The 21,247-nt window shown below is 34.4% G+C and carries 25 protein-coding genes; 17 read left to right on the top strand and 8 right to left on the bottom strand.

All coding sequences use genetic code 11. The features are described from left to right. Positions 1–31: 31 nt before the first annotated feature. The 7 genes from D2K40_RS02070 (at position 32) to D2K40_RS02100 (ending at position 6,746) form a co-directional block, all read left to right on the top strand. The gene (locus tag D2K40_RS02070) at positions 32–964 is read left to right on the top strand and encodes a D-2-hydroxyacid dehydrogenase (RefSeq protein ID WP_117152501.1); all 933 of its coding nucleotides are present in this window, start codon (positions 32–34) and stop codon (positions 962–964) included. A 632-nt stretch (positions 965–1,596) separates the two neighbouring features. Beyond that, a complete protein-coding gene (locus D2K40_RS02075) occupies positions 1,597–2,868 on the top strand; it encodes a YjiH family protein (protein WP_117153097.1) in 1,272 nt (423 codons plus the stop codon). A gap of 185 nt (positions 2,869–3,053) precedes the next feature. Then, complete coding sequence (locus tag D2K40_RS02080) at positions 3,054–3,998, top strand: FMN-binding protein (protein ID WP_117152503.1); 945 nt, start codon at positions 3,054–3,056, stop codon at positions 3,996–3,998. 420 nt (positions 3,999–4,418) lie between these two features. Next, positions 4,419–4,904, top strand: a complete 486-nt coding sequence (locus D2K40_RS02085; protein ID WP_117152505.1) for a GNAT family N-acetyltransferase — start codon at positions 4,419–4,421, stop codon at positions 4,902–4,904. A gap of 80 nt (positions 4,905–4,984) precedes the next feature. Further along, positions 4,985–5,389 carry a hypothetical protein gene (locus D2K40_RS02090; RefSeq protein ID WP_117152507.1) on the top strand — a complete coding sequence of 135 codons (405 nt, stop codon included), beginning with the start codon at positions 4,985–4,987 and terminating at the stop codon, positions 5,387–5,389. A gap of 127 nt (positions 5,390–5,516) precedes the next feature. Beyond that, a complete protein-coding gene (locus D2K40_RS02095; RefSeq protein WP_117152509.1) occupies positions 5,517–6,467 on the top strand; it encodes an SDR family NAD(P)-dependent oxidoreductase in 951 nt (316 codons plus the stop codon). Between the two features lie 81 nt (positions 6,468–6,548). Then, complete coding sequence (locus tag D2K40_RS02100; RefSeq protein ID WP_117152510.1) at positions 6,549–6,746, top strand: hypothetical protein; 198 nt, start codon at positions 6,549–6,551, stop codon at positions 6,744–6,746. 66 nt (positions 6,747–6,812) lie between these two features. Here D2K40_RS02100 and D2K40_RS02105 read toward each other — a convergent pair whose 3' ends face one another. After that, positions 6,813–7,250: a VanZ family protein gene (locus D2K40_RS02105; protein WP_117152512.1), complete on the bottom strand. Its 438-nt coding sequence runs from the start codon at positions 7,248–7,250 to the stop codon at positions 6,813–6,815. A gap of 88 nt (positions 7,251–7,338) precedes the next feature. On the opposite strand from D2K40_RS02105, the gene D2K40_RS02110 reads away from it, so the two are divergent. Continuing rightward, positions 7,339–8,361, top strand: a complete 1,023-nt coding sequence (locus D2K40_RS02110; protein WP_117152514.1) for a serine hydrolase domain-containing protein — start codon at positions 7,339–7,341, stop codon at positions 8,359–8,361. A gap of 81 nt (positions 8,362–8,442) precedes the next feature. After that, a complete protein-coding gene (locus D2K40_RS02115; protein ID WP_162879112.1) occupies positions 8,443–8,904 on the top strand; it encodes a GNAT family N-acetyltransferase in 462 nt (153 codons plus the stop codon). Positions 8,905–8,976: 72 nt separating this feature from the next. On the opposite strand, the gene D2K40_RS02120 is transcribed toward D2K40_RS02115, so the two are convergent. The 3 genes from D2K40_RS02120 to D2K40_RS02130 form a co-directional block, all read right to left on the bottom strand. Beyond that, entirely contained in the window at positions 8,977–10,089 is a 1,113-nt protein-coding gene (locus tag D2K40_RS02120) for a DUF1648 domain-containing protein (protein ID WP_229666573.1), read from the bottom strand. A gap of 2 nt (positions 10,090–10,091) precedes the next feature. Beyond that, positions 10,092–10,472 (bottom strand): GntR family transcriptional regulator, encoded by a 381-nt coding sequence (locus D2K40_RS02125; RefSeq protein WP_117152518.1) that lies wholly within the window; start codon positions 10,470–10,472, stop codon positions 10,092–10,094. Between the two features lie 434 nt (positions 10,473–10,906). Beyond that, entirely contained in the window at positions 10,907–11,140 is a 234-nt protein-coding gene (locus D2K40_RS02130) for a YozQ family protein (protein WP_117152520.1), read from the bottom strand. Positions 11,141–11,290: 150 nt separating this feature from the next. Here D2K40_RS02130 and D2K40_RS02135 point away from each other — a divergent pair, with 150 nt between their 5' ends. The 5 genes from D2K40_RS02135 to D2K40_RS02155 all read left to right on the top strand — a co-directional run bounded on the left by D2K40_RS02135 (position 11,291) and on the right by D2K40_RS02155 (position 14,998). Then, on the top strand, positions 11,291–12,235 hold the full coding sequence (locus tag D2K40_RS02135; protein WP_117152522.1) for a helix-turn-helix transcriptional regulator: 945 nt from the start codon (positions 11,291–11,293) through the stop codon (positions 12,233–12,235). Positions 12,236–12,349: 114 nt separating this feature from the next. Further along, positions 12,350–12,715, top strand: a complete 366-nt coding sequence (locus tag D2K40_RS02140) for a DUF4064 domain-containing protein (RefSeq protein ID WP_117152524.1) — start codon at positions 12,350–12,352, stop codon at positions 12,713–12,715. A 34-nt stretch (positions 12,716–12,749) separates the two neighbouring features. Next, positions 12,750–13,388, top strand: coding sequence for a DUF4352 domain-containing protein (locus D2K40_RS02145; RefSeq protein ID WP_117152526.1), 639 nt, complete (start codon positions 12,750–12,752; stop codon positions 13,386–13,388). Positions 13,389–13,570: 182 nt separating this feature from the next. Then, positions 13,571–14,218, top strand: coding sequence for a hypothetical protein (locus D2K40_RS02150; protein ID WP_117152528.1), 648 nt, complete (start codon positions 13,571–13,573; stop codon positions 14,216–14,218). Between the two features lie 189 nt (positions 14,219–14,407). Continuing rightward, entirely contained in the window at positions 14,408–14,998 is a 591-nt protein-coding gene (locus tag D2K40_RS02155) for a hypothetical protein (RefSeq protein ID WP_117152530.1), read from the top strand. A 108-nt stretch (positions 14,999–15,106) separates the two neighbouring features. On the opposite strand, the gene D2K40_RS02160 is transcribed toward D2K40_RS02155, so the two are convergent. The 4 genes from D2K40_RS02160 to D2K40_RS02170 form a co-directional block, all read right to left on the bottom strand. Continuing rightward, entirely contained in the window at positions 15,107–15,994 is an 888-nt protein-coding gene (locus D2K40_RS02160) for a fructose bisphosphate aldolase (protein WP_117152532.1), read from the bottom strand. Positions 15,995–16,273: 279 nt separating this feature from the next. After that, positions 16,274–16,447 (bottom strand): hypothetical protein, encoded by a 174-nt coding sequence (locus tag D2K40_RS16310; protein ID WP_162879113.1) that lies wholly within the window; start codon positions 16,445–16,447, stop codon positions 16,274–16,276. A 165-nt stretch (positions 16,448–16,612) separates the two neighbouring features. After that, a complete protein-coding gene (locus D2K40_RS02165) occupies positions 16,613–17,197 on the bottom strand; it encodes a cupin domain-containing protein (RefSeq protein WP_117152534.1) in 585 nt (194 codons plus the stop codon). A 219-nt stretch (positions 17,198–17,416) separates the two neighbouring features. Beyond that, positions 17,417–18,259 (bottom strand): SDR family oxidoreductase, encoded by an 843-nt coding sequence (locus D2K40_RS02170; protein ID WP_117152536.1) that lies wholly within the window; start codon positions 18,257–18,259, stop codon positions 17,417–17,419. Positions 18,260–18,492: 233 nt separating this feature from the next. Between D2K40_RS02170 and D2K40_RS02175 the strand changes: the two genes are divergently transcribed. The 3 genes from D2K40_RS02175 to pfkB all read left to right on the top strand — a co-directional run bounded on the left by D2K40_RS02175 (position 18,493) and on the right by pfkB (position 21,245). Then, positions 18,493–19,302 carry a polysaccharide deacetylase family protein gene (locus tag D2K40_RS02175; RefSeq protein ID WP_117152538.1) on the top strand — a complete coding sequence of 270 codons (810 nt, stop codon included), beginning with the start codon at positions 18,493–18,495 and terminating at the stop codon, positions 19,300–19,302. 208 nt (positions 19,303–19,510) lie between these two features. After that, positions 19,511–20,305 carry a DeoR/GlpR family DNA-binding transcription regulator gene (locus tag D2K40_RS02180; RefSeq protein WP_308422891.1) on the top strand — a complete coding sequence of 265 codons (795 nt, stop codon included), beginning with the start codon at positions 19,511–19,513 and terminating at the stop codon, positions 20,303–20,305. Further along, the gene (pfkB, locus tag D2K40_RS02185) at positions 20,298–21,245 is read left to right on the top strand and encodes a 1-phosphofructokinase (protein WP_117152542.1); all 948 of its coding nucleotides are present in this window, start codon (positions 20,298–20,300) and stop codon (positions 21,243–21,245) included. The genes D2K40_RS02180 and pfkB overlap by 8 nt, the downstream gene beginning before the upstream one ends. The last annotated feature ends 2 nt before the right edge of the window (positions 21,246–21,247 follow it).

The following is a 21,247-nucleotide window of genomic DNA, read 5'->3' on the forward strand; positions in this document are numbered from 1 at the left end:
ATGATAGTAAAAAAACAAAGGGGGACTACTGTTGGATATAAAGCGTATTTTAGTAGCTGGAGATCTTGCGCATCATATTAAAAATTTAATAGATATTGATACATATAAGCAAGCTTTTCGTTTTTTAGAAGAAGAGCAAGTAACGGATGATGACTTACAATGGGCTAATGCTTATGTAGCGTTTAAACCGACTGTTAATTTTAATTTTCATAATATTAAGTGGGTACATTCCTTTGGTGCAGGGGTGGATCGTTTTCTTTTTAATAGAGAATGGAATCAAGAGGTATTACTAACGCGGACTGTTTGTTCCTTTGGGCAACGGATTAGTCAATACAGTTTGAGTTATTATTTGAGAGATTTACAGCAACATGATTTTTTTAAAAATAACCAAGCAAAAAAAGAATGGCAGCCAGTGACTCCTGATTTAATCGATGGCCAAAAAGTGGTGGTGTATGGAACAGGGGAGATCGGTCAAGAAGTAGCAAAAATGTTTGCGGCTTTCGGGATGAAGGTTTGCGGTGTATCGCTTAGTGGTAAGAAAAAAGCAACTTTTCACGATGTGTATCCGGTCTCTGAACAACAGGATGTATTATCTGGCACAGACTTAGTGATCAATACACTTCCGTTAACAGAAAAAACGAATGGACTTTTTGATGAAGAGGTATTTGAAGCGTTAACGAATGCTATGTTTATCAATGTGGGACGAGGAGCTTCAGTAGTGGAGTCAGCATTATTGAAGGCTTTAGAAGGTGAAAATTTAAGATTGGCTGTGCTCGATGTGTTTAAAGAGGAGCCATTACCTGAAGCGAGTCGACTGTGGGAACAAAAAAATGTAATCATCACGCCACATATTTCAGCAGTAACAACTGCAGAAGAAGCTGCTGAATGCTTCGTAGAAACATTAGAAAAGCTTGAGAATAACGAAGTATTAACAAATAAAGTAGATACAGTAAAAGGATATTAGGAAGCAGGAGGATAGCTCTCCTGTTTTTTTTATGTGTGCGTTGGAATTGATTTTATCGGCGCTTGGGCTCTTTTTATCAGCGGATCAAGATTAGGATAGCAATTTTTCAAAAAACAACTTTCTTAGAATCTAGTATTAAATCCATTTATATTTATTGAACGAACAACTGCCTCATTAGTAGAATACCATCTAATATATTTCAACATATAGACTTTTTTGTATTTTAATAAGCTTTTATTAATGTTAGAAAATTTTTATTTTAGCATAAACCCTTGATTATTCTTGCTTATCAGTCATATAATAAAAATTCGAAATGCATATTTATAAAATTTCATTCAAAATATCGGAGTGGCAGAGTATAGTTCACCTGCCTTCCTTTTTTTATGCAGGAATGGATTTATCAGCGGAGGAGCACTCTTTATCAGCGCAAACTCGATTTTATCAGCATATCTGCTAAAAATTTCATTCAAAATGCTTAAATACCTTTCTAATGTGGGATAGTTATATAAGAAATAATAAAGGGAGAGATCAAATTGAGAGATAGAGATTCACAAGATAAAGCGCTTGATCGTTTTAATGCAAATGATTATTTACGGTTTATTATTCCTTCATTTATAGGAATTCTTTTATTTATGGTGCCTCTTTCATATGACGGAGAAATTAGTATTCCTGTTGCACTGATGGCAGGATTTGTGGAGGAAAGCTTGAAATCTGGGTTGCCGGTTATAATGACAGTGCTTCTATTGTTTGTTGCTGTTCTTTCGACTGTTGTGACTTACGTGAAACCAGAGTGGGCGTTGAAGAGGAGCTTCATAAAAAGTTTATTTTTTGTTCATCCAGTTTGGTTGTTGACTCGTATTGTTGGTTTTATTTTGGCAGGAATGACTCTTATGAAAATCGGACCTGAATGGGTGTGGTCAGGGGCTACAGGAGGACTGCTGCTGTATGATTTAATGCCGCTTTTATTTTCTATCTTTATATTTGCGGGCTTATTTTTGCCATTATTATTGAACTTTGGTTTATTAGAATTATTAGGGACGTTGCTTGATAAAGTGATGAAACCACTATTTACATTACCGGGACGTTCGTCGATTGATTGTTTGGCATCATGGATGGGAGACGGTACGATTGGTGTATTATTAACGAATAACCAATATGAACAAGGGTTTTATACGAAACGAGAAGCGGCTGTTATTGGTACAACGTTCTCTGTCGTTTCCATTACATTTAGTATTGTCATTCTTTCTTATTTAGATTTGGATCATTTATTTGTTCCTTATTATATTACGATTGTTGTTGCTGGTTTAGCTGCAGCGTTAATAATGCCTAGAATTCCATCGCTTTCACGGAAGGCTAACATATATATGGTTGAAAATAAAGAGATGAAAGAACCAACTGACAGTGGAGAGGGTAGGTTTCGACTAGGATTAACGCAAGCAGTAAAACGAGCGAAAAAAAATGCAGATCTAAGAGCGACAGTATCGAGTGGTGTTAAAAATGTATTTGATATGTGGTTTGGTGTTTTACCAGTTGTTATGGCATTAGGTACAATTGCTGTGATCATTGCTGAAACGACGCCTGTATTTGATATTATCGGTATGCCTTTTATCCCAATTTTGCAATTATTACAAGTACCTGAGGCAACAGAAGCGTCACAAACGATGGTAATTGGTTTTGCTGATATGTTTCTACCAGCTGTTATTGGAAGCGGAATTGAATCAGAAATGACCCGATTTGTTATTGCATGTGTATCGGTTACGCAATTAATCTATATGTCTGAGATCGGCGGATTGTTGTTAGCTTCTAAGTTGGCTGTAAGTTTAAAAGATCTAATTTTCATTTTCTTACTACGGACAATTATCACATTGCCAATTATTGTAGCAATCTCACATATTATTTTTTAGAAAACTTTCAGGGGAATGACAACCATTCTCCTGTTCTAGAACTAAAAGTATGATAGATATTTTAAAAATTGGTATATAATGTTACAAAAATGTGAAAGATTTCACATTTTATAGATTACTAAGTTTCCCTGTTATATAATGATTGTGAAAAGATTAACAATATCAAGTATGAGGGGGAACTCATAATGAAATCAAAATGGTTGATTTTAGCTTTATCTGCAATAATGTCTTTATCTTTTATCGTAGGATGTGGATCTGACGCGGATGATGCAAGTGGAGAAACAACAAATGAAAATGAAAATGAAGATGCATCAAATGAAGAAAATGCAACAAATGAAACAGACGATGCAACAAATGAAGAAGAAGCTGGAAAGTATGAAGATGGAATTTACTTTGCGCAAGAAGATGGTTTTTCTGAAAAAAGCGGTTGGAAATATACTGCAACACTAGAAGTTGAAAATGGCGAAATAGTTTCAGCTGACTGGAATGGCGCCCATAAATCTGGTGGAGATGACAAAGATACTGTATCAGAAAATGGCGAGTACGGTATGGTTGAAAAGGCTGGTGCTCAATCAGAATGGCACGTTCAAGCTGAAAAAGCAGAAGCTTATTTACTTGACACACAAGACCCAACTGCAATTGAATACTCAACTGATGAAGGACATACAGATGCGATCTCTGGTGTATCGATTCACGTTGTTGAATTCTTTGATTTAGCAAATCAAGCTTTAGAAAATGGCCCTGTTGGTAAAGGTCCTTACAAAGATGGAGCTTACTATGCAGAAGAAGATAGTTTCAGTGAAAAGAGTGGTTGGAAATATACTGCTTCTCTAACAGTAATTAATGGTAACATTGTTGCTGCTGACTGGAATGGTGTTCATAAAGATGGTGGAGATAACAAGGATACCGTATCAGAAAATGGTGAATACGGAATGGTTGAAAATGGTGGTGCTCAATCAGAATGGCATGTTCAAGCTGAACAAGCAGAAGCACACCTACTTGATATACAAGATCCAACAGCAATTGAATACTCAACTGATGAAGGACATACAGATGCAATCTCTGGTGTATCAATTCACGTTGTTGAGTTCTTTGATCTAGCTGATCAGGCATTAGCTGACGCAAAATAAATAGTAAATATATTGACACCTTTGTCAATTAAGTGATTTAATCACGCTCCATAGTAGGTAAGCTACTTTGGAGCGTTTTTCTTTTTGGTTTAAATTTGCCCACACCATATCATTCGAAATGGTGTATTTTTTTGATGAGAGTTTAATAGTTTAAACTAGGTATAAATCCTTTAAAAAATTCAATAAAAACACTTTATTTAGACAAATATTTGGAAAAATAATGTTAAACTAAAAGTGAGAATTATTGAGTGCATTGTAATGTAGAGTGTTAAATTAAGGGACACGAAAAATATAGAGGAGTTGATACTGATGGTAGCTATATTTACTGTTATTGCTGATATCTGTAGTGCTATTGCGTATGCGATGATGGGGAAGAAAAAAGATGGTGAGTAAAAATGTTAATTGGAGGTTTAGTAACAAATGAATGTCATAATCCGCGAAATGGTAAAAGAAGATATAAAAGAAGTTCAAGATGTAGCAAAAGCAAGTTGGAATGCAACGTATGAAGGAATTATTTCTCGGGAAATACAAGAAAGATTTCTAAATGCAGCATATAACAATGAAATGATGGAAAAACGTTTGGAAGCTACAATACTTCTTGTTGCAGAAATAGAAAATGATATTGTAGGTTTTGCTAACTTCTCATCAATTGTTAGAGAAGGTAAAGCGGAATTAAGTGCAATATATCTCAAATCAGAACATCAGAGTAAAGGTATTGGAACGGCTCTATTACAAGAAGGTGTGAAGAAATTGGAGAATGTAAGAGAAATTTATGTAGATGTAGAAAAGGAAAATGAGGCAGGGAAAACTTTTTACGATGCAAAAGGTTTTAAAACAGTTGAAGAGTTTGATGATAATTTTGACGGCCAGATCCTTAAGACAGTTCGAATGGTGTTAAAGGTGTAATTATTAAGTTAACAGGTGGAAAAGTAAAATGATTTCTAAATGCCATTATTGGATTAACAGAAAGGGAGGGCAATATTTTCTTGAAGAAAAATTTAATTACTATTCTAGCACTTATCATTTTTGGGGTAGGAATCTTCTTAATCTATGATCAATTGAATCGTACATCTTATCAAAATGTCATGTCAGATATGATTGATGAATCCGAGCAAATCATTGAGATTACCATTGAAGATAAAAGAAATTATATAGAGACAACTATCGAAGATAAGGAATTATTTGACGATATTATAGAGAAACCAAAAGAAATGCAATTAAGAAAACAGAATGACCTACCCTCAATGGATTATCTTATTATCATCCATACAAATAAAAGAGATTATGATATAGGGTTGGGGAAAACGGGTATTCACTTTGGGTATGCAGGTACTTATTCGGTTGTCGGCGAAAATATACTATACAACAATATTAATCAGATAAAATTTTAATAAATAATTAATTCTTACCAATAGTCAAAATGCTTATTTCAATAAGATAGGGTTGTAAATTAATTTCTACAATAATAAGATTCATATAATAAATTTATGAATCTGCTAAAAGGAAAGGGGAGAGGAAATGGGAAAAGAAAGAATTGTTATTATTACTGGTGCAAATTCAGGAATCGGAAAAGCAGCTGCTCACAGGTTTGCAATGGAGGGTTATACAGTTATAATGGCTTGCCGTAACCTTGAGAAAAGCCAACTTGTTCAACAGGAAATTAAGGAGTTATCTAGCAATGATAGAATTGATCTAATGAAGCTGGATATGGGCTCATTTGAATCGATCCGTGAATTCTGTTCTGTATTCAAGGAAAAATATGAACGATTAGATATATTAATACATAATGCTGCCTATTTTAATCACGGTTCGAAATTCCGCCTTAGTCCTAACAATATTGAACTCACTTTTGCTACGAATGTGTTTGGACCTTACTTAATGACCGAATTATTGTTAGGTCATCTAAAAAAATCTCAAGATGCTAGAATCCTAAATGCCTCAAGTAACATAGTAAAGCATTTTTTTGATCCAAAACGAAAAATTAATTTTAATAAGCTAATTGGGGAGATGGAAGATACGAAAGGTTTCAGCGTTTATGATATGTATTGTCAGTCTAAAATGGGCCTTATATTGCTTACTTTTAAAATGGCAAAAGAGTATGATAAATATGGAATTAAGGTCAACGCATTGCAAATAAACGGTGCAAAAATGTCAAAGAACACCCTCCAAAAGCTAACGCCAGGATGGAGGTTTATAGCAAGAATTCAAAACCTTTACTTTCCACCAGCAGAAAAAATGTCAGAAATTTATTTTCATATGTGTACATCAGAGCATTTTAAGAACATTACAGGAAAGCTCATTAATGACAAGAAAGAAATCATGAAAAGAGGAGAAGAAAATCCTGGTCTAACTATGCAAGTTAAACAACTAATAAGGTCTCACTATTATCCAGTCTATGCTGATCAACATGAGAATCAAGATGAAATGTGGAGTTTGTGTCAGGAGGTTACGATTCAAGTAGATTATTAAATTATTTTGATAGAAACGTTTATTGTTTTTGTTTTTTTTGTAACAGGAATTAAATAAAGATGTTGGGAAGGTGATGTGTTCATGAGGGCTTTAGTTGTGGTTCTTCCAATCGTTTCAATTCTGATTGGTTTATATTTCATTACTTTAGGACTTTGGGAATTAAGAGAAGGTGTCAATAAACAACTTTATATTAAATATATGTTCACAGGTTTATTTTTGTTGGTTATTCTAACTCCAATGATCTGGCTTTTTGGTAGCAGCCTTTTGTTCCGAATATGATTATTTTGTGAAAAAATGTAATTAATATTAAGGGGCATTTTCTACAAAAATGAACCCTTTTATTTGTTAGTTATTTTTATTTTTTACTGCCATAAAACCTATCAGACTTCCAATGAGATTAAGTAATATAGTGTCGATATCAAATATCCCTAGGTTAGTTAGATACTGCGTTAATTCAATAGAAGAACTTAGAATAATTGTTGCGATAATAATTTGTGGGAGCCGTTTATAAAACTTAAAATTAACTGGAAGTAAAACTCCAAAGGGTATAAACATAAGCACATTTCCAATTGTATTATAAAACCAAGTATCAAAATTATAATGATGAAAATTTAATATGTAAGTTGAAATAGTACTTAGTGGGGTGAAATTTGCTCCACTGTAATCAAACAGGTTCCTTGGAGAAAAGGTACTAGTTCCCCAAAAACTTATTATAAATAGTACAAATATGTATGAGAAAAATACAATATTAATGGTTACCTCTTTATTATATAATGATTTCATTTTATTCACCTTCTTTTTAAACAGTGTATGGCTATTAGAAGGTTCGTATGAAAAGATTGCTAGACCAAATAGTATGGGAGGGATTATAATGAGCACCGATATTATAAATCGTATTACCGCCACCCAAGAAAAAGTGAATTTCTCTGGAAGTATTCTTGTAAAAGAAAACAATGATATCTTAACAGAATTAAGCTATGGATATGCTAATCGTTCTGAGCAAATTAATAATGCCGCATACACAAAATATGGTATTGCGTCTGGGTGTAAACTTTTTACATCCATAGCAATCTGTCAGCTGGTGGAAGCAGGAAAGCTTTCTTTTGAATTAACATTAGAAGATTGTCTTGATCAGCATTTCCCGAATTTTGATAAAGGTATAACGATTCATCATCTTTTAACGCACACTTCAGGAATTCCTGATTATTTTGATGAAGAAGTTATGAATGATTTTGAAGAATTGTGGCTTGAAAATCCAATGTACAATATAAGAAACTTAGAAGACTTCTTACCCTTATTCCAGAAAAAATCGATGAAATTAAATGTAGGAGAAAGATTTCATTATAACAATGCTGGTTACATTTTGCTTGGCTTAATTGTAGAAAAAGCAAGTCAACTTAACTTCTCTGAATATGTAGAAAAAAATATCTTTCAAGAAGCAAATATGAAGGACTCAGGTTATTTTGAATTTGATTCGCTCCCAAGACATACAGCACTTGGTTATATTGATTTTCCAAATGGAAAGTGGAAAACAAATATTTACTCATTACCTGTGAAGGGTGGTTCAGATGGTGGGGCATATGTAACGGTTAACGATATGGCTAACTTATGGGATGCACTCTTGAATAAACAATTACTTAATGAAGAACACACTAATAAGTTACTAACTCCATATATTCAAAGGAATAATAAAAATGGCTTTTATGGTTATGGTGTATGGATAGAGAAAAATGCTGATGAAATTCTTAAATTTCATATTATGGGTTATGACCCTGGAGTTAGTTTCCATTCTGCTTTTTATCCTAAAAATTCGATTAAAACTGTAATATGTTCCAACAGATCGCAAGGTGCATTTAATATTATGAGAGAGATTGAGGAAGAAATTTTAAACTGATTTAAAGTGACCAATGTAGTCTTTATAAGTGTTTATACAAATAGAATAACAGTAATGCTACGGGTAAGGAGAGTGAATTTAATGGATTTCGAATCAATTACTGAAGAATCACTAGGAATAGTATTGGATATAGTAAATTCAAACTCTTCTTATAATGTTTTTGAAAATGGAGACCCTTTAAGAACGATACAAGAAATAAGTATTGATTTTCTTAATCCATCTACTGACAGTTATTTAATAAAACATGAAGGTAAATATATTGGTGTGCTAGATTTTCTGAAAAATAATCCCAAAGACAATCATCCATGGTTAGGACTATTAATGATCCATCGTGATTATCATTCTATGGGATATGGAAAAAAGGCATACCTTTCTTTTGAGGAGAAAATAATACAACAAAAATTAAATAATGTTAGATTGGGAGTATTAGAGAGTAATAAAAATGCTAAAGAATTTTGGGGGGCTTTGGGATTTGAGTTTTATGATAACAGTGAATGGTGTGGAAGGGTTGTAAGCTGTTACGAGAAACAGTTGTTCCATTAAAACAGAACGCCTGATATAAAATCGGAGCGTTCTGTTTAAGTACTGCAATCTACATTTTACTATAAACTTCTCTTAAATCGAAAATGATAAAATTAAGATTAGCGCAATCGGAACAAGTACAACAAAATAACCAATCGGATTTGCAAAGTTTAATGTCCAACCAATTCCAAATCTTTTTTCTACAAAGATAGAAGGATCATTTGGGTTAAAATAAATTAGTCCACCTTTCCAGTATTTATCTTCATCAACGCTTTCTGTTTTGCTGTTCGCTGATTGATCATCTATAACTTTTCCTTCAAAATCTGAGTCAACACTCCCGACCTTAATAGCTAGTATAAGTGCCCCAGCTAATATGATCGCTGTGAAGCCAAATGGCACTAAGAGTAATAATGAACCACTAAACAAATCCTCGTATAGTAGGTTTAGTTGTAAAAAGGCAAACAGTAATGTCATTAGAATGTTTGTCAAAAATAAAAACCAACTTGTATATTTACGTAAGCGCAATTGACGTAGTTTAGAGGATTTGACGTTTCCAGCGTTAATTTTAATGCCAGATTGCTTGGTAAACAGGTTAATCCCAAAAAACATAAATTGAAATACGAGTGAAATGATCGGTAAGCTTAATACGGACAACCAACTTTTATCTGTGAATGCATCTGGCGTACCGTCAGGGCCCCAATGTGTTGGAATTTGATTTGGTAATTGATCAAATAAATTCATCGATAAAATGATAAGTGTGACTGATATAACAGCAGGGATAAGATGAAAAGTTGATGCTAGCATTTCATCTTTTGATCGAGCTTCTAAGTCAGCTACACGTACTTGCTTTATTTCCCCAAACCACTTTTGTTCTTTCTTTAATTTTGTCATTTTATAATGAAAATAGAAGTAGAGTGTTAGGCCTGTAATTAGTATGACAAACGGGATTAGGCTTCCGATTAGAACCAATTTTGTTTCACCTAATGTAGTGTCTTGGTTCCATATGAAAAATCCGGTTATTGCGATTAATGAGACAATAGCTGTTATTATTGCATATAGCTTTTTATAATGCATGACTTTAGGATGTCTTGCTTCTTCATAAGGGATGGTTACCCCGAAAACAACTGTACGTTTTACGAAAAATGGTACAGCAATCTGAAATAAACTAACAAATAAGATGGTGATCAGTAAAATAGCAAATTCCATAATTAGTCCTCCTTCTTAATTTTAATGATAATGTTTGTAATTATCTGGTGTATCTCTTCTTTCTTCATTCCATTTACTAGCGCTTCAACAACGATCGGTCTGAATTCCTCTGATAAGATCTCAATACGCTTTGCGGAGATTTTTTGTTCGTTCGCTTTGATGACAGCTCCTTTTTTTGGAACGATTTCAATGATTCCTTTTGACTCGAGTTCATGATAGCTTTTATTTACAGTGTGCATGTTGACACCCAAATCTCCAGCTAATACCCGGACAGATGGTAATGTATCACCAGTTGATAAGTCCCCTCGCACAATGCTTTCCATGATTTGCGTGCTGAGTTGGCTGTACAAAGGAATATCTGAATCATTATTTAGGCTGAGCATCTGTATCCCCTCCGATCTTGTTTTAATTTAAGTTTATTTGTTCTATATACACTATAACAAATCTGTTCTATTTCGTCTATAACAAACATTGCGGTTTGAAGCCCATTTTCATTGAAGTGTTCTTATAAAGATGATAATGTATACATAGGATATATAAGACAAGTTACTTTGAGGACGGAACAGGCAGCCGTCACACCTTCTAGGTCTTAAAAGAGATGCAGGATTGCCACCCTGCCAAATGACTTGTCAACGGTGAAGGACCCTACATTAATTTGTGGGGTTCTTTTTGTTATATAGTTATATATGTTTCTAAGTGAAGAATTGGGGTGCCAGCGACTGCTCACAAAAACGACAAAAAACGGGAAGTGACAGGCACCGCGTACTAAAAAAACGAGTTACCACCAACTGAATGGGGTAACTCGTTTGTAGTTCTATTAAAATCCGGTACGAGGAAATTCTTTGCCTTGATGATTTTTTAACTCATCATCTTTGTTAACTTTGTCGATTTTGGCATCAATAGTGCCTTCCATATAATCATCTGAGACTTGTTCATGTGTTATTGCTAGACCTTGATCTACTGGGTCACTGCTCTGATAATCAGAGACATCATATGTTTTTTCTGCTACCTTTTTCTCGTTCTCACTAATTCCTTTTTTATTTTTAGCCATAATAATTCATTCCTCCTTATTCTTCATAGCGTTAGCTTTTGTGAAAATAAACAAATTATCAATTCCTTTCTTTTCCAAAAAAACAATTGCAGATCATAGGGTTATCTTTTATGATTGAGAAAAGAAAGATACATAAAGGAGAATCGTCCATTGAGTAAAGTAAGCAATTGTCTCAGTATGATGGAGTTGCTAATGGCTCGTAGGAAGATGAAAGTTGAGGAACTCGCAGAAGAGTTAGAAGTAAATCCGCGTATGATTCGTGTGTATAAAGATGATTTAGAAAAAGCGGGAATCTACATAGAAAGCGAACGTGGAGCGAATGGTGGTTACTTTTTAAATAAAAACTCGTTTCTGTCGATTAGAAACTTTAACGAAACTGAAATCCAACAATTGCAGATCGCGATTAAAAGTTTTTTATCAAAACAAACAGATGAGTCTGCTACATTAAATCGTGCGCTTGAAAAAATTAAGGCAGCACAACGTGATCATGATTTAAATAGTCGCCATTTTTACTTTGCCAATGATTATCTGATAAACAATGAGGTTGGCAATGCCTCTTTGCATTATAAATTGTTATATGAAGCATTTAACAAACGAAACAGTGTTGAAATTGTCTACATGGCCGCTTCAACCAATGAAACCACTCGGCGTATTATTCATCCATATGCTTTTGTTGTCTATGATGAAAACCTTTATTGTACAGCTTTTTGTGAAGCTAAAAAGGAAATGCGTAATTTTAAAATTATGCGTATTCAAAGGGCAACTATATTGGAGGATAGCTATTTAATACCTGATGGATATGATATTCGACAAGAGTTTCCGAATTTGGGGTTCATTAAGGATCCAATTCAAGTCGAGTTATTGATCTATCCGCCACTAGCAAATCGTATCAAGGAATCCATTCATAGTGATGATCAAGTAATTGAAGAGTTAGATAACTATGTGATTCGTTTTAAGGCAACATTAAATGGACAACAGTCGATTAGGAAATGGGTTCTTGGAATGGGTACTAAAGCTGAAGTAATTCAGCCGCAGTCACTTCGAGATGAAATTAAACAAGAAGTAGAAAATTTGATTGGTATTTATAGTAAATAAATTTTTAATGTGACATAAATACAGCCGCATTGCCTTGTATACTAAGAAGCAAATCTAAACATTAGGTTTGTTTCTTTTTTACTTACTAAAAAAATTAGAGAGGATGCGTTTTGTATGAGTAGAACAACAGAATTTGTATTAGGTCTTATTGGTGGTATTCTTGGATTTTTTGGAGCCATTTTAGCACTTTTTATTGGTGGAGTAGATGCAGCATTTAGTGAAACTGGTTCGAGTTCTTTAACCGGTTTAGGTTGGTCAGCTTTCTTATTTTCCGCGTTAGCGATTGTAGGGTCTGTTGTTGTTAAATCGAAGGCCAAATTAGGCGGTACTTTATTATTAGTTTCTGCTGTTGGTGGACTTATTAGTATTTCCTTTTTCTATTTAATATCAGCTGTATTAATTGGAATTGCAGGGATTATGGGGTTAGTACGAAAAGAAAAGAAAAATCCAGAAACGAATTCTGATTCGATAGGTGCTTAAGTTTAAGTAATCAATTAAAAGGGGGCAATTTTGTATGAAGAAACTATATTATCTAATACTTGCTGTAGTGTTTGTTTTGGTTTTGACAGCGTGTGGTGAAGCTGAAGTTGGTAAAGTGGATGATAGTAATAATGAAGCAGAAGAGAATGCGGAAAGTGCAGAAGCTGATTCTGATGCGGAAACAGAAAATGATACTGAATCTGATACGGAGAATACTGGCGAAGAAGCGGATGCAGAAGAAAGTCAGGAAGAAAGTGAACCTGTTGAGGATCAGGTATATGGGATCGGTGATACAGTAGCGATTGATGGAATGGAAGTTACAATTGATAGCGCAAGTTGGGTGGAAGCGAATGAATACATTGAAGCTGAAAATGGAAATGTTCTTAGGTTAGAAGTAAGTTTTCATAATGAATCAGCTGAGAGTGGTTTTGTTGATAATACAGAATTTGATGTTTATGATGCAAATGGCTCTACCGTAAGTGAATATTATGGTAGTGATGATGCAGATACGAATATGTTTACTTTCGATTTAAAGAAAGGTAAGAATGGTTCAGGTGCATTAGAGTTTGATACTGCTGATTCAGAGTACTTTGAAGTTTATTATGAACCAACATTTACATTTAAAGAAAATGCTGAGATCCAATGGGTTATTAATAGTTCAGATATTCAGTAAGAATTAATATCACGAATGCTGATTGATAGTGTTCGTGGTGTTTTTTGGATGATGTTTTTAGCAGGAATCCTGTGTTATGGGAGGTAATACCTATATTGCACGTAGCTTCTTTTTAATATATAAAAATGTAGTATAATAACAATAATGAAATATAGAGGCTATTTTTTTAGGGGGATTTTATAATGAAGAAATTTTTCGTAACACTTTTTGTTTTGGCAATAGTACCACTTTTTCTAGTTGCTTGTTCGACAAATGAACAAGAAAATGAAACTACTGAGGATCAATCAGAAAAAGATGGAACAGATGAATCAACAGAAAACACAATGGAAGAAAATACTGAGAATGATTCAGTTGATGTGGATAAAGGTCTATTAAGCGTAGAAGTAACACTTCCAGCGTCAATGTTTGAGGAAGAGGAAGTTGAGACGCTTGAAGCTGATGCAGAAAAAGAAGGTATGGAAGTAAAACGAAATGATAATGGCTCTTTCACTTATAAAATGTCTAAGTCGAAACATAACGAGATGATGGAACAAATTGAAACAACCCTCACACAAACTGTTAATGAAATGAAAAATGATGAAGGGTTTCCTTCAATTAAAGATATTACACATAATAATTCATTTACCGAGTTTACTTTACTGGTAGACAGAGAGGCATTTGAAAATAGCATGGATGTTTTTGCAGCATTTAGCTTAGGTTTGTCTAGTATGATTTATCAATTATATGATGGGGCTGATCTAGATAATTCGAAAGCAACAATTTTTGTGAAAGATGAAGCTACAGGAGAAGTCTTTGACGAAATTATATATCCCGACGATATGGGTGAGTAAATTAATTAAATCTTACGGACAGTGATGGGTGATACTGTTTGTAAGATTTTTTGTTGCTATAAGTTTAGATATGCAAACGACAATGACAACAAAAGAAAGCCCCATCTACACTGCTGATGTATGATATAATTATACTGTGTTTAACAATATTATCCAAAAACTCGTACGCATTATAGGGGGGAAACGTATATGAAAAAGAAAATATGGATTTTCATCATACTTCTTGTTTCGATTGTTTCAGTATTTGTTGTGTTTAAAGTGAATGCAGGGGCAAGGACAGTAGAAGAAGCCATTCATACGTTTGATCCAGGGCCTAAGGATATTATATATCAAGAAAAAAATGATCAAGGTACAATCGTATTTTATAGTCATTTACATCAAGATGATTTAGTAGTAGCTGTTGTAAGTAAGAAATTAACTGGACATGAAGTTGTTTATAATGGTCTTCAAGTGGATATTGAGAAGGTTACAAGTGAATTTGCACTGACCTTAAGCTATTTACCTGCTATTGAGGATACAGCTCTACCACTATTCTTTGGATTAGTTAGTGATTCTGACATTACTAAAATTGAAGTTACTGAAGAAGCGGGAGACAAAAAACGTCAAGCAGAAATAATAACCGTAGATGATATGAAGATTTGGCTCATGTATATGAAAGGATTTGAAGGTTCAAAGTTTGAAATTGTTGGTCTTTCAGATAATGGTGAGGAAGTTGTTAAGATAGACGAAGATATATCTCCATATCAAGCAGATCAAAAACCGTTTAAGAGTGATTATTAAAAATGAAAATAACGTATAAGCGAGGGTTTAACCTTTTGCCTATACGTTATTTTTGAGTAATATCTAAAATTTAATTCGACAAAATACGGGAAGTGACAGGCACTGAACCTACAATATAGAGGCGCCATAGATTCTTTTGATGGATTCACCGATCTTGGTGTTAAATTCTTTTTCTGTTTGGTTTACGTTTAAATCTTCAGATAAAGCTCTGGAAAAGCTTGCTATCAGATTATTGTTATCTTCTAATTTTTTAATCGCTTCATCTTGAGAATATCCACCAGAAAGGGCAACCACGCGTAAAACATTTGGATGATCGATTAGTTCTGTGTAGAAGTTATCTTTAGTTGGAAGTGAGAGTTTTAACATTACATTTTGCTTATCATCTAATGTATCCAGATAGTTTAAAATTTCTTGTTTTAAAATTTCTTCAGACGTCTGTTTATCTGTACTGTGAATATCTACTTCTGGTTCAATGATTGGAACTAAACCAGCATCCAGGATTTGCTTGGCTGTTTCAAATTGTTGATCAACTAATTTTTTAATCCCCTCAGGATTTGCTGCTTTAATAACCGAACGCATTTTAGTTCCAAAAATGTTTTTCTCGTTTGCTCGCTCCAATAAATTATCTAATGTAGGATTAGGTTTCATTAATTGTACTCCATCAACTTCATCTGCTAATCCCTTATCAATTTTTAAGAATGGCACAATTCCTTCTTTAATCCATAGATAATCGCCTGTAAATAGACCATCAATTTTGCTGTCCATCGTTTGTTCAAACAGAATAGCACCTAAAATGTATTTAGAATTGAAAGTAGGTGATGTAATAATACGTGTTCTCATTTTGTGAACAAGCTTAAACATTTCCTCTTCACTAGAATAAGAATCTTTTGAGATGCCATATTGCTCTAAAGCTTTTGGTGTGCTACCACCACTTTGGTCCAATGCTGCAATAAAACCTTGACCGTTTTTAATGACTTCTAACTGCTCCTTATTCATAATTTCAACTCCTTAAATTTTATAAAAAAGTCAATTAATTGACTTTAAAATAGAGCGTACATGTGATTTTGCGTAAGTGAACTATTTGCTCTACTTACACTGATACCCAACACAAATAAATTAACACATTAAAACGCAAATCAATTACATTAGGTGAATATTTTGTGACTATTAACGAGCATTTTTCCTTTGTTGAGGAAGTTTTTCTTTTTAGGAAAAATAAAAACGCATCTGATTTTTGCAAATCGATGCGCTTTGTTTATATATATCCTCTACAGATCAACCGCCGATTTTTCGACGTGTGTTACTTGGCTTCTTTGATTGTTGGCTTTTCATGCGGTGGTTCCCGCTATTCAGGTTCATTGCGTTTTTTCCGTTGGATTGTGCTTGTTTCTTTCTTTCCAGTTGTTGCTTCACAATTTCTTGTGTAGTTAATTTCTTTTCGGTTGACATTTTCTATCTCCTCTTCAACTTTCTGTTATACTTTTCTATTATAATACAATAATGTGTTTTTGGCATTTAAATTATGTAATTAAAAAAGGAAGACATCCAAAAATCACTTTTTGGATGTCTTCCTTTAGTTTAATCGACAAAAAACGGGAAGTGACAGGCACCGCCTTAATCTTCGGCGGCCATTGCTTCTGCTTTTGTTTTATGAACTGTTCCGAATGGGTGGTTCGGTGGTGCATAGATAGAGTAAAGTTTTAATGGAACGTTTCCTGTATTGATTAGGTTATGCCATTTACCAGCTGGGATTACTATTGCAGAATCATCATAGATGTTTCTTTCAAAGTCTAAATTATTTTCGCTGTCACCCATTCGAGTAACGCCTTGGCCTTGTTCAACACGAATAAATTGATCGACGTCAGGGTGCATTTCCAGGCCAATATCTCCACCAACATCAATACTCATTAACGTGATTTGCAAGTATTCTCCTGTCCATAAAGCAGTACGATATGTCGCGTTTTGCTTTGTTGCTTGATCGATATTAATTACGAATGGGTTTGGTCCATAATCTTTTAGCATATTATTTCCGTTTCCGATAGAAGAACGAAAATGATTATAACTATTAACGGGTGCTACCTCAGCAGGGTAATCCCAGTATACAGATTGCCGTTCATAATCATACATTGGAAACATTGGCGCATTAACATAATAGGGGTAGTAATTTTGATTTTGATACATACGGGGATCATAGTACATTTTTCTCTCAATCCTTTCCAAATTTACCCTTAATTAATAAGCAGTAATGCCTCAACAAAACAATAGAAAACTGGTCTTGAGACAACTGCTTGTAAAAGTCTTATTCATTCAAGAGCTCTTAGATTAACTCGCCCTGATTGAAGCTTAACTTTATAAAATTATCCTATGCTTTTATTAGGGGAATGTACTAAATTTGGGCTGGTCTCAAAATATCTTAGTTTATTTTTTGAAAATAGTTCGGATGACGATTTTTTCCCATTGTTGCCATGATAATAAATGTTTTAATTTGAATTGCAAACTAACACCTTTTCCAATTGGATATCTGAGATTTTTTACCCGTTTCATTGAGGCAATTTTACAAATGAGATCCGCGACGAGTCTAGGGTCTTCGTGATTCTTCTTTCCGGCATCTAGTGTTGTTGTTAATTGATTCATATAAGTATAGTAAGGGGAATTACTGTCATAAGTGCCCTCTATCGCCATTCCAGACGACCAAATATTCGTTTGGAATGAGCCAGGCTCAACTAAAGCGACTTGGACGCCGTATGGGCGCATTTCCAAACGTAGACTCTCTGAATATCCTTCAATTGCATGCTTGGATGATACGTAAGGAGAGAGTCCAGGAAATCCAACTTTACCACTAATACTGCTCAAATTAATGATTTTCCCATTTTTTTGTTCGCGCAATTTTGGTAGCACTGATTTGGTGACAGCCATTAATCCAAAGACATTTGTTTCAAATTGCTTCCGATAAGCCTCGATTGAGATCTGTTCAACAAATCCACCTATAGCAATCCCTGCATTATTAACAAGTACATCTAAGCGCTCAAGGCTATCTATCTTATGACGAAAGGCTTCAATTGACTGTTCATTTGTTACATCTAGTTGAAAAACTTCAATTCTATTTAGTACGACTTGATCGGTTGTGATTGTTTGAAATAGCTTAGCTTTATTACTATTACGCATTGTTGCAATCACATGGAATCCTGTCTTTGCTAGTGCGATTGTTGTATGTAATCCAAATCCGCTTGATGAACCAGTAACAACTGCAATTTTTTTCATGAAAAATCTCTCCTTGATTGTGAAGTGTATGTATAAGGGAAGGTAGCGAGCGTTATTCGATCAAATAAATGAATAATTCAATCAAAAATTTCCGTTATTCGATCAAAAAAATCGATAATTCAATCAAAAATTCCTATAATTCGATCAAACACAAGTATTACTCCATTTTAGCATGAATAAAGGATGTTTTTTTATGGAAAATAACAATATATCAAGAAATGGAGGTTGTACATATGAATGAAAAAAGCTACAGGTGGCTATTGTTTATCGCAATGTTCTTATTTGTTGGGACTCTTAGCGGAACGCAGCTACAGGCGCAACTGGGATCTGAAGATTTGCCGGAACCAAAGGGTGGATCAGAACTAGAAGAACGTGTGCGCTATCCAGTATCTAACACCATTTTGCAGCAACAATACCCAGATACGCTTGTATTAAGTGGGAATGAAACAGAAAAAAAGGTGGCATTAACGTTTGACGATGGACCAGATCCACGCTTCACTCCACAAATTTTAGATGTACTTAAAGAGAATGATATAAAGGCGACATTTTTTGTGATGGGTGCTAGGGCGGAGGCTTATCCGGATATAGTTAAGCGAATTATTGATGAGGGACATATTATTGGTAACCATACATATTGGCACCCTAATCTTGTTGAACAAGCAGATGTTACAACTCTTGTAAATGAATTAAAAAAGACAGAGGATACATTAGCGAATTTGATTGATTACCAGACGAAATTGTTCCGTGCACCTTATGGCTTTCTGTATAATGAGTTAGTTGAAAAACTGAAGGACCTTAGCTATTCTGTAGTTGGCTGGTCGGTTGATTCATTAGATTGGCAAGAACAAGCACCTGAAATTATCACGTATAATGTGTTAAATAATATTCACCCAGGTGCTATTATTCTGATGCATGACGGTGCTGCGTGGGAAGGTGACAGAACAAATACAATTAAATCGCTTCGTCAAATTATCCCAGCAATAAAAGAGCAAGGGATGGAATTTGTTACTGTTCCAGAGTTAGTTGATATATCTTACAAGTAATGATCCGTACTCTTTATATAACCTGCGCCTTATCGGCTGCAGGTTATATTTTTAGGGTAAATGCAAATAAACAATCATAAACAGTCAGATAAAGTCGAATTAAAAATGTTTTTTTAAGTATTGACAACGCTTTCTTTGTTATATATAATCATAAGTAATCACAGATGGTCATAAAATGATCATAAGGATTCATAAATCATAATAAGTGGTGATTCTATTGTTTGAACAAGAACGGCAGCAAAAGATTACAAGTTACGTAGAGAATCAAGGTAGAGCTTCAGTTCATGAGTTGTGCCAACAATTTGAAGTTTCTGAGTCAACTATACGTCGTGACTTGAAGGTATTGGAAGAGAAAGAATTGCTTCAACGAGCACACGGTGGAGCGATTGCAAAGGATAGTGTTAATTTCGAGCCGACTTTTTCAGAGAAGGCCATTCGTTCATTAAATGAAAAGACAGCAATTGCAAGAAAAGCTGTTCAATTAATTAAAAAAGGCGATACAGTTCTAATTGATTCAGGAACAACAACAAGACCATTGATAGAGGAAATAAAAAAACTCTCAGAGTTAACAGTTGTAACAAATTCGGTTTTGTTTGCAAATGAATTAGAAACGTATCCACAAATAGAAGTTATTCTGTTAGGAGGAAAACTTCGCACAGAAACATTAGCGCTTGTCGGTCCTTTAACTGAATTATGCTTAAGCCAGCTACATGTTGATAAAGCATTTATCGCAACAAATGGGATTGATCTAAAACTTGGTCTAACAACACCAAATCTGACAGAAGCAGCAACAAAAAGAAAAATGATTGAGCAATCGAACCAAGTGATTTTAATGTGTGATAATAGTAAATTTAATCGCCATAGTTTCGCGAAATTCGGTGATCTTGAGCAAATAAATTACTGTATTACGGACGATCTTGCGCCAGACGATATATTACAATCACTTGAACGGTTTGGAGTAGAAACTTTTAAAGTATCGATTGGAGGAGATGAGCATGAATAAGCGAATCGTCACAGTAACATTGAATCCTGCAATGGATAAGACAATTACACTTGAGACCTTCAAGTTAGGTGAATTAAACAGAGTCAAACAAAGTCCTCTGGTAGATCCAGGTGGAAAAGGCATTAATGTAGCAAAAGTACTGCAAGGATTTGGTGCAAATGTGGTTGCGACTGGATTTATAGCGGGTGAGTCTGGAAAGAAATTAGAAAATAAAGTGAACCAACTAGGAATTAAGAGTGATTTTACAGAAGTAATGGATGGAGAAGTCCGCACGAACTTGAAAGTAGTGGACGTTTCGACCAATCAAACAACTGAAATAAATGAACCGGGTTTTTCTGTGACAGCTGAAGCAGAAGTATTACTTAAGAATAAAATTATTAACTTATTAGATGATGCGTCTTTCTTGATTCTAAGCGGTAGTTTACCTAATGGGATCCAAGCAGATGTATATCAACAATATATTGAGATTGCGAAGGAAAAGGGTGTCAAGGTTATTTTAGATGCAGATGGTTTGTCATTAAAGCAAGGTATAGACGCTCAACCATATGCGATTAAACCTAATCTGTTCGAACTTGAACAGTATACTGGAATGAAATTAACAAATACAGATGAAATTATTGCAGCAGGTAAAAACATCTTAGTAAAAGGAGTTGAGTTGATCTGTATTTCGTTAGGGGAAGATGGCGCGATCTTTTTAACTAGTGAAGAAGGATATCATATTACACCAATGAAGATTACACCAAAAAGTGTTGTAGGAGCTGGTGACTCGATGGTTGCTACACTTGCTTATAGTTATCTTCAGCAATATTCACTGGTTGATGCTGCTAAATTCTCAACAGCAGCGGGTACTGTTACCGCAACAAAAGAAGGTACTACCGTTTGCACATTAGATGAGGTGGAGAACACTTACTCTAAGCTGCAAGCGTTGCAATTATATTAATT

This window comes from Paraliobacillus quinghaiensis (genome assembly GCF_003426025.1).
Lineage (GTDB): Bacteria > Bacillota > Bacilli > Bacillales > Amphibacillaceae > Paraliobacillus_A > Paraliobacillus_A quinghaiensis.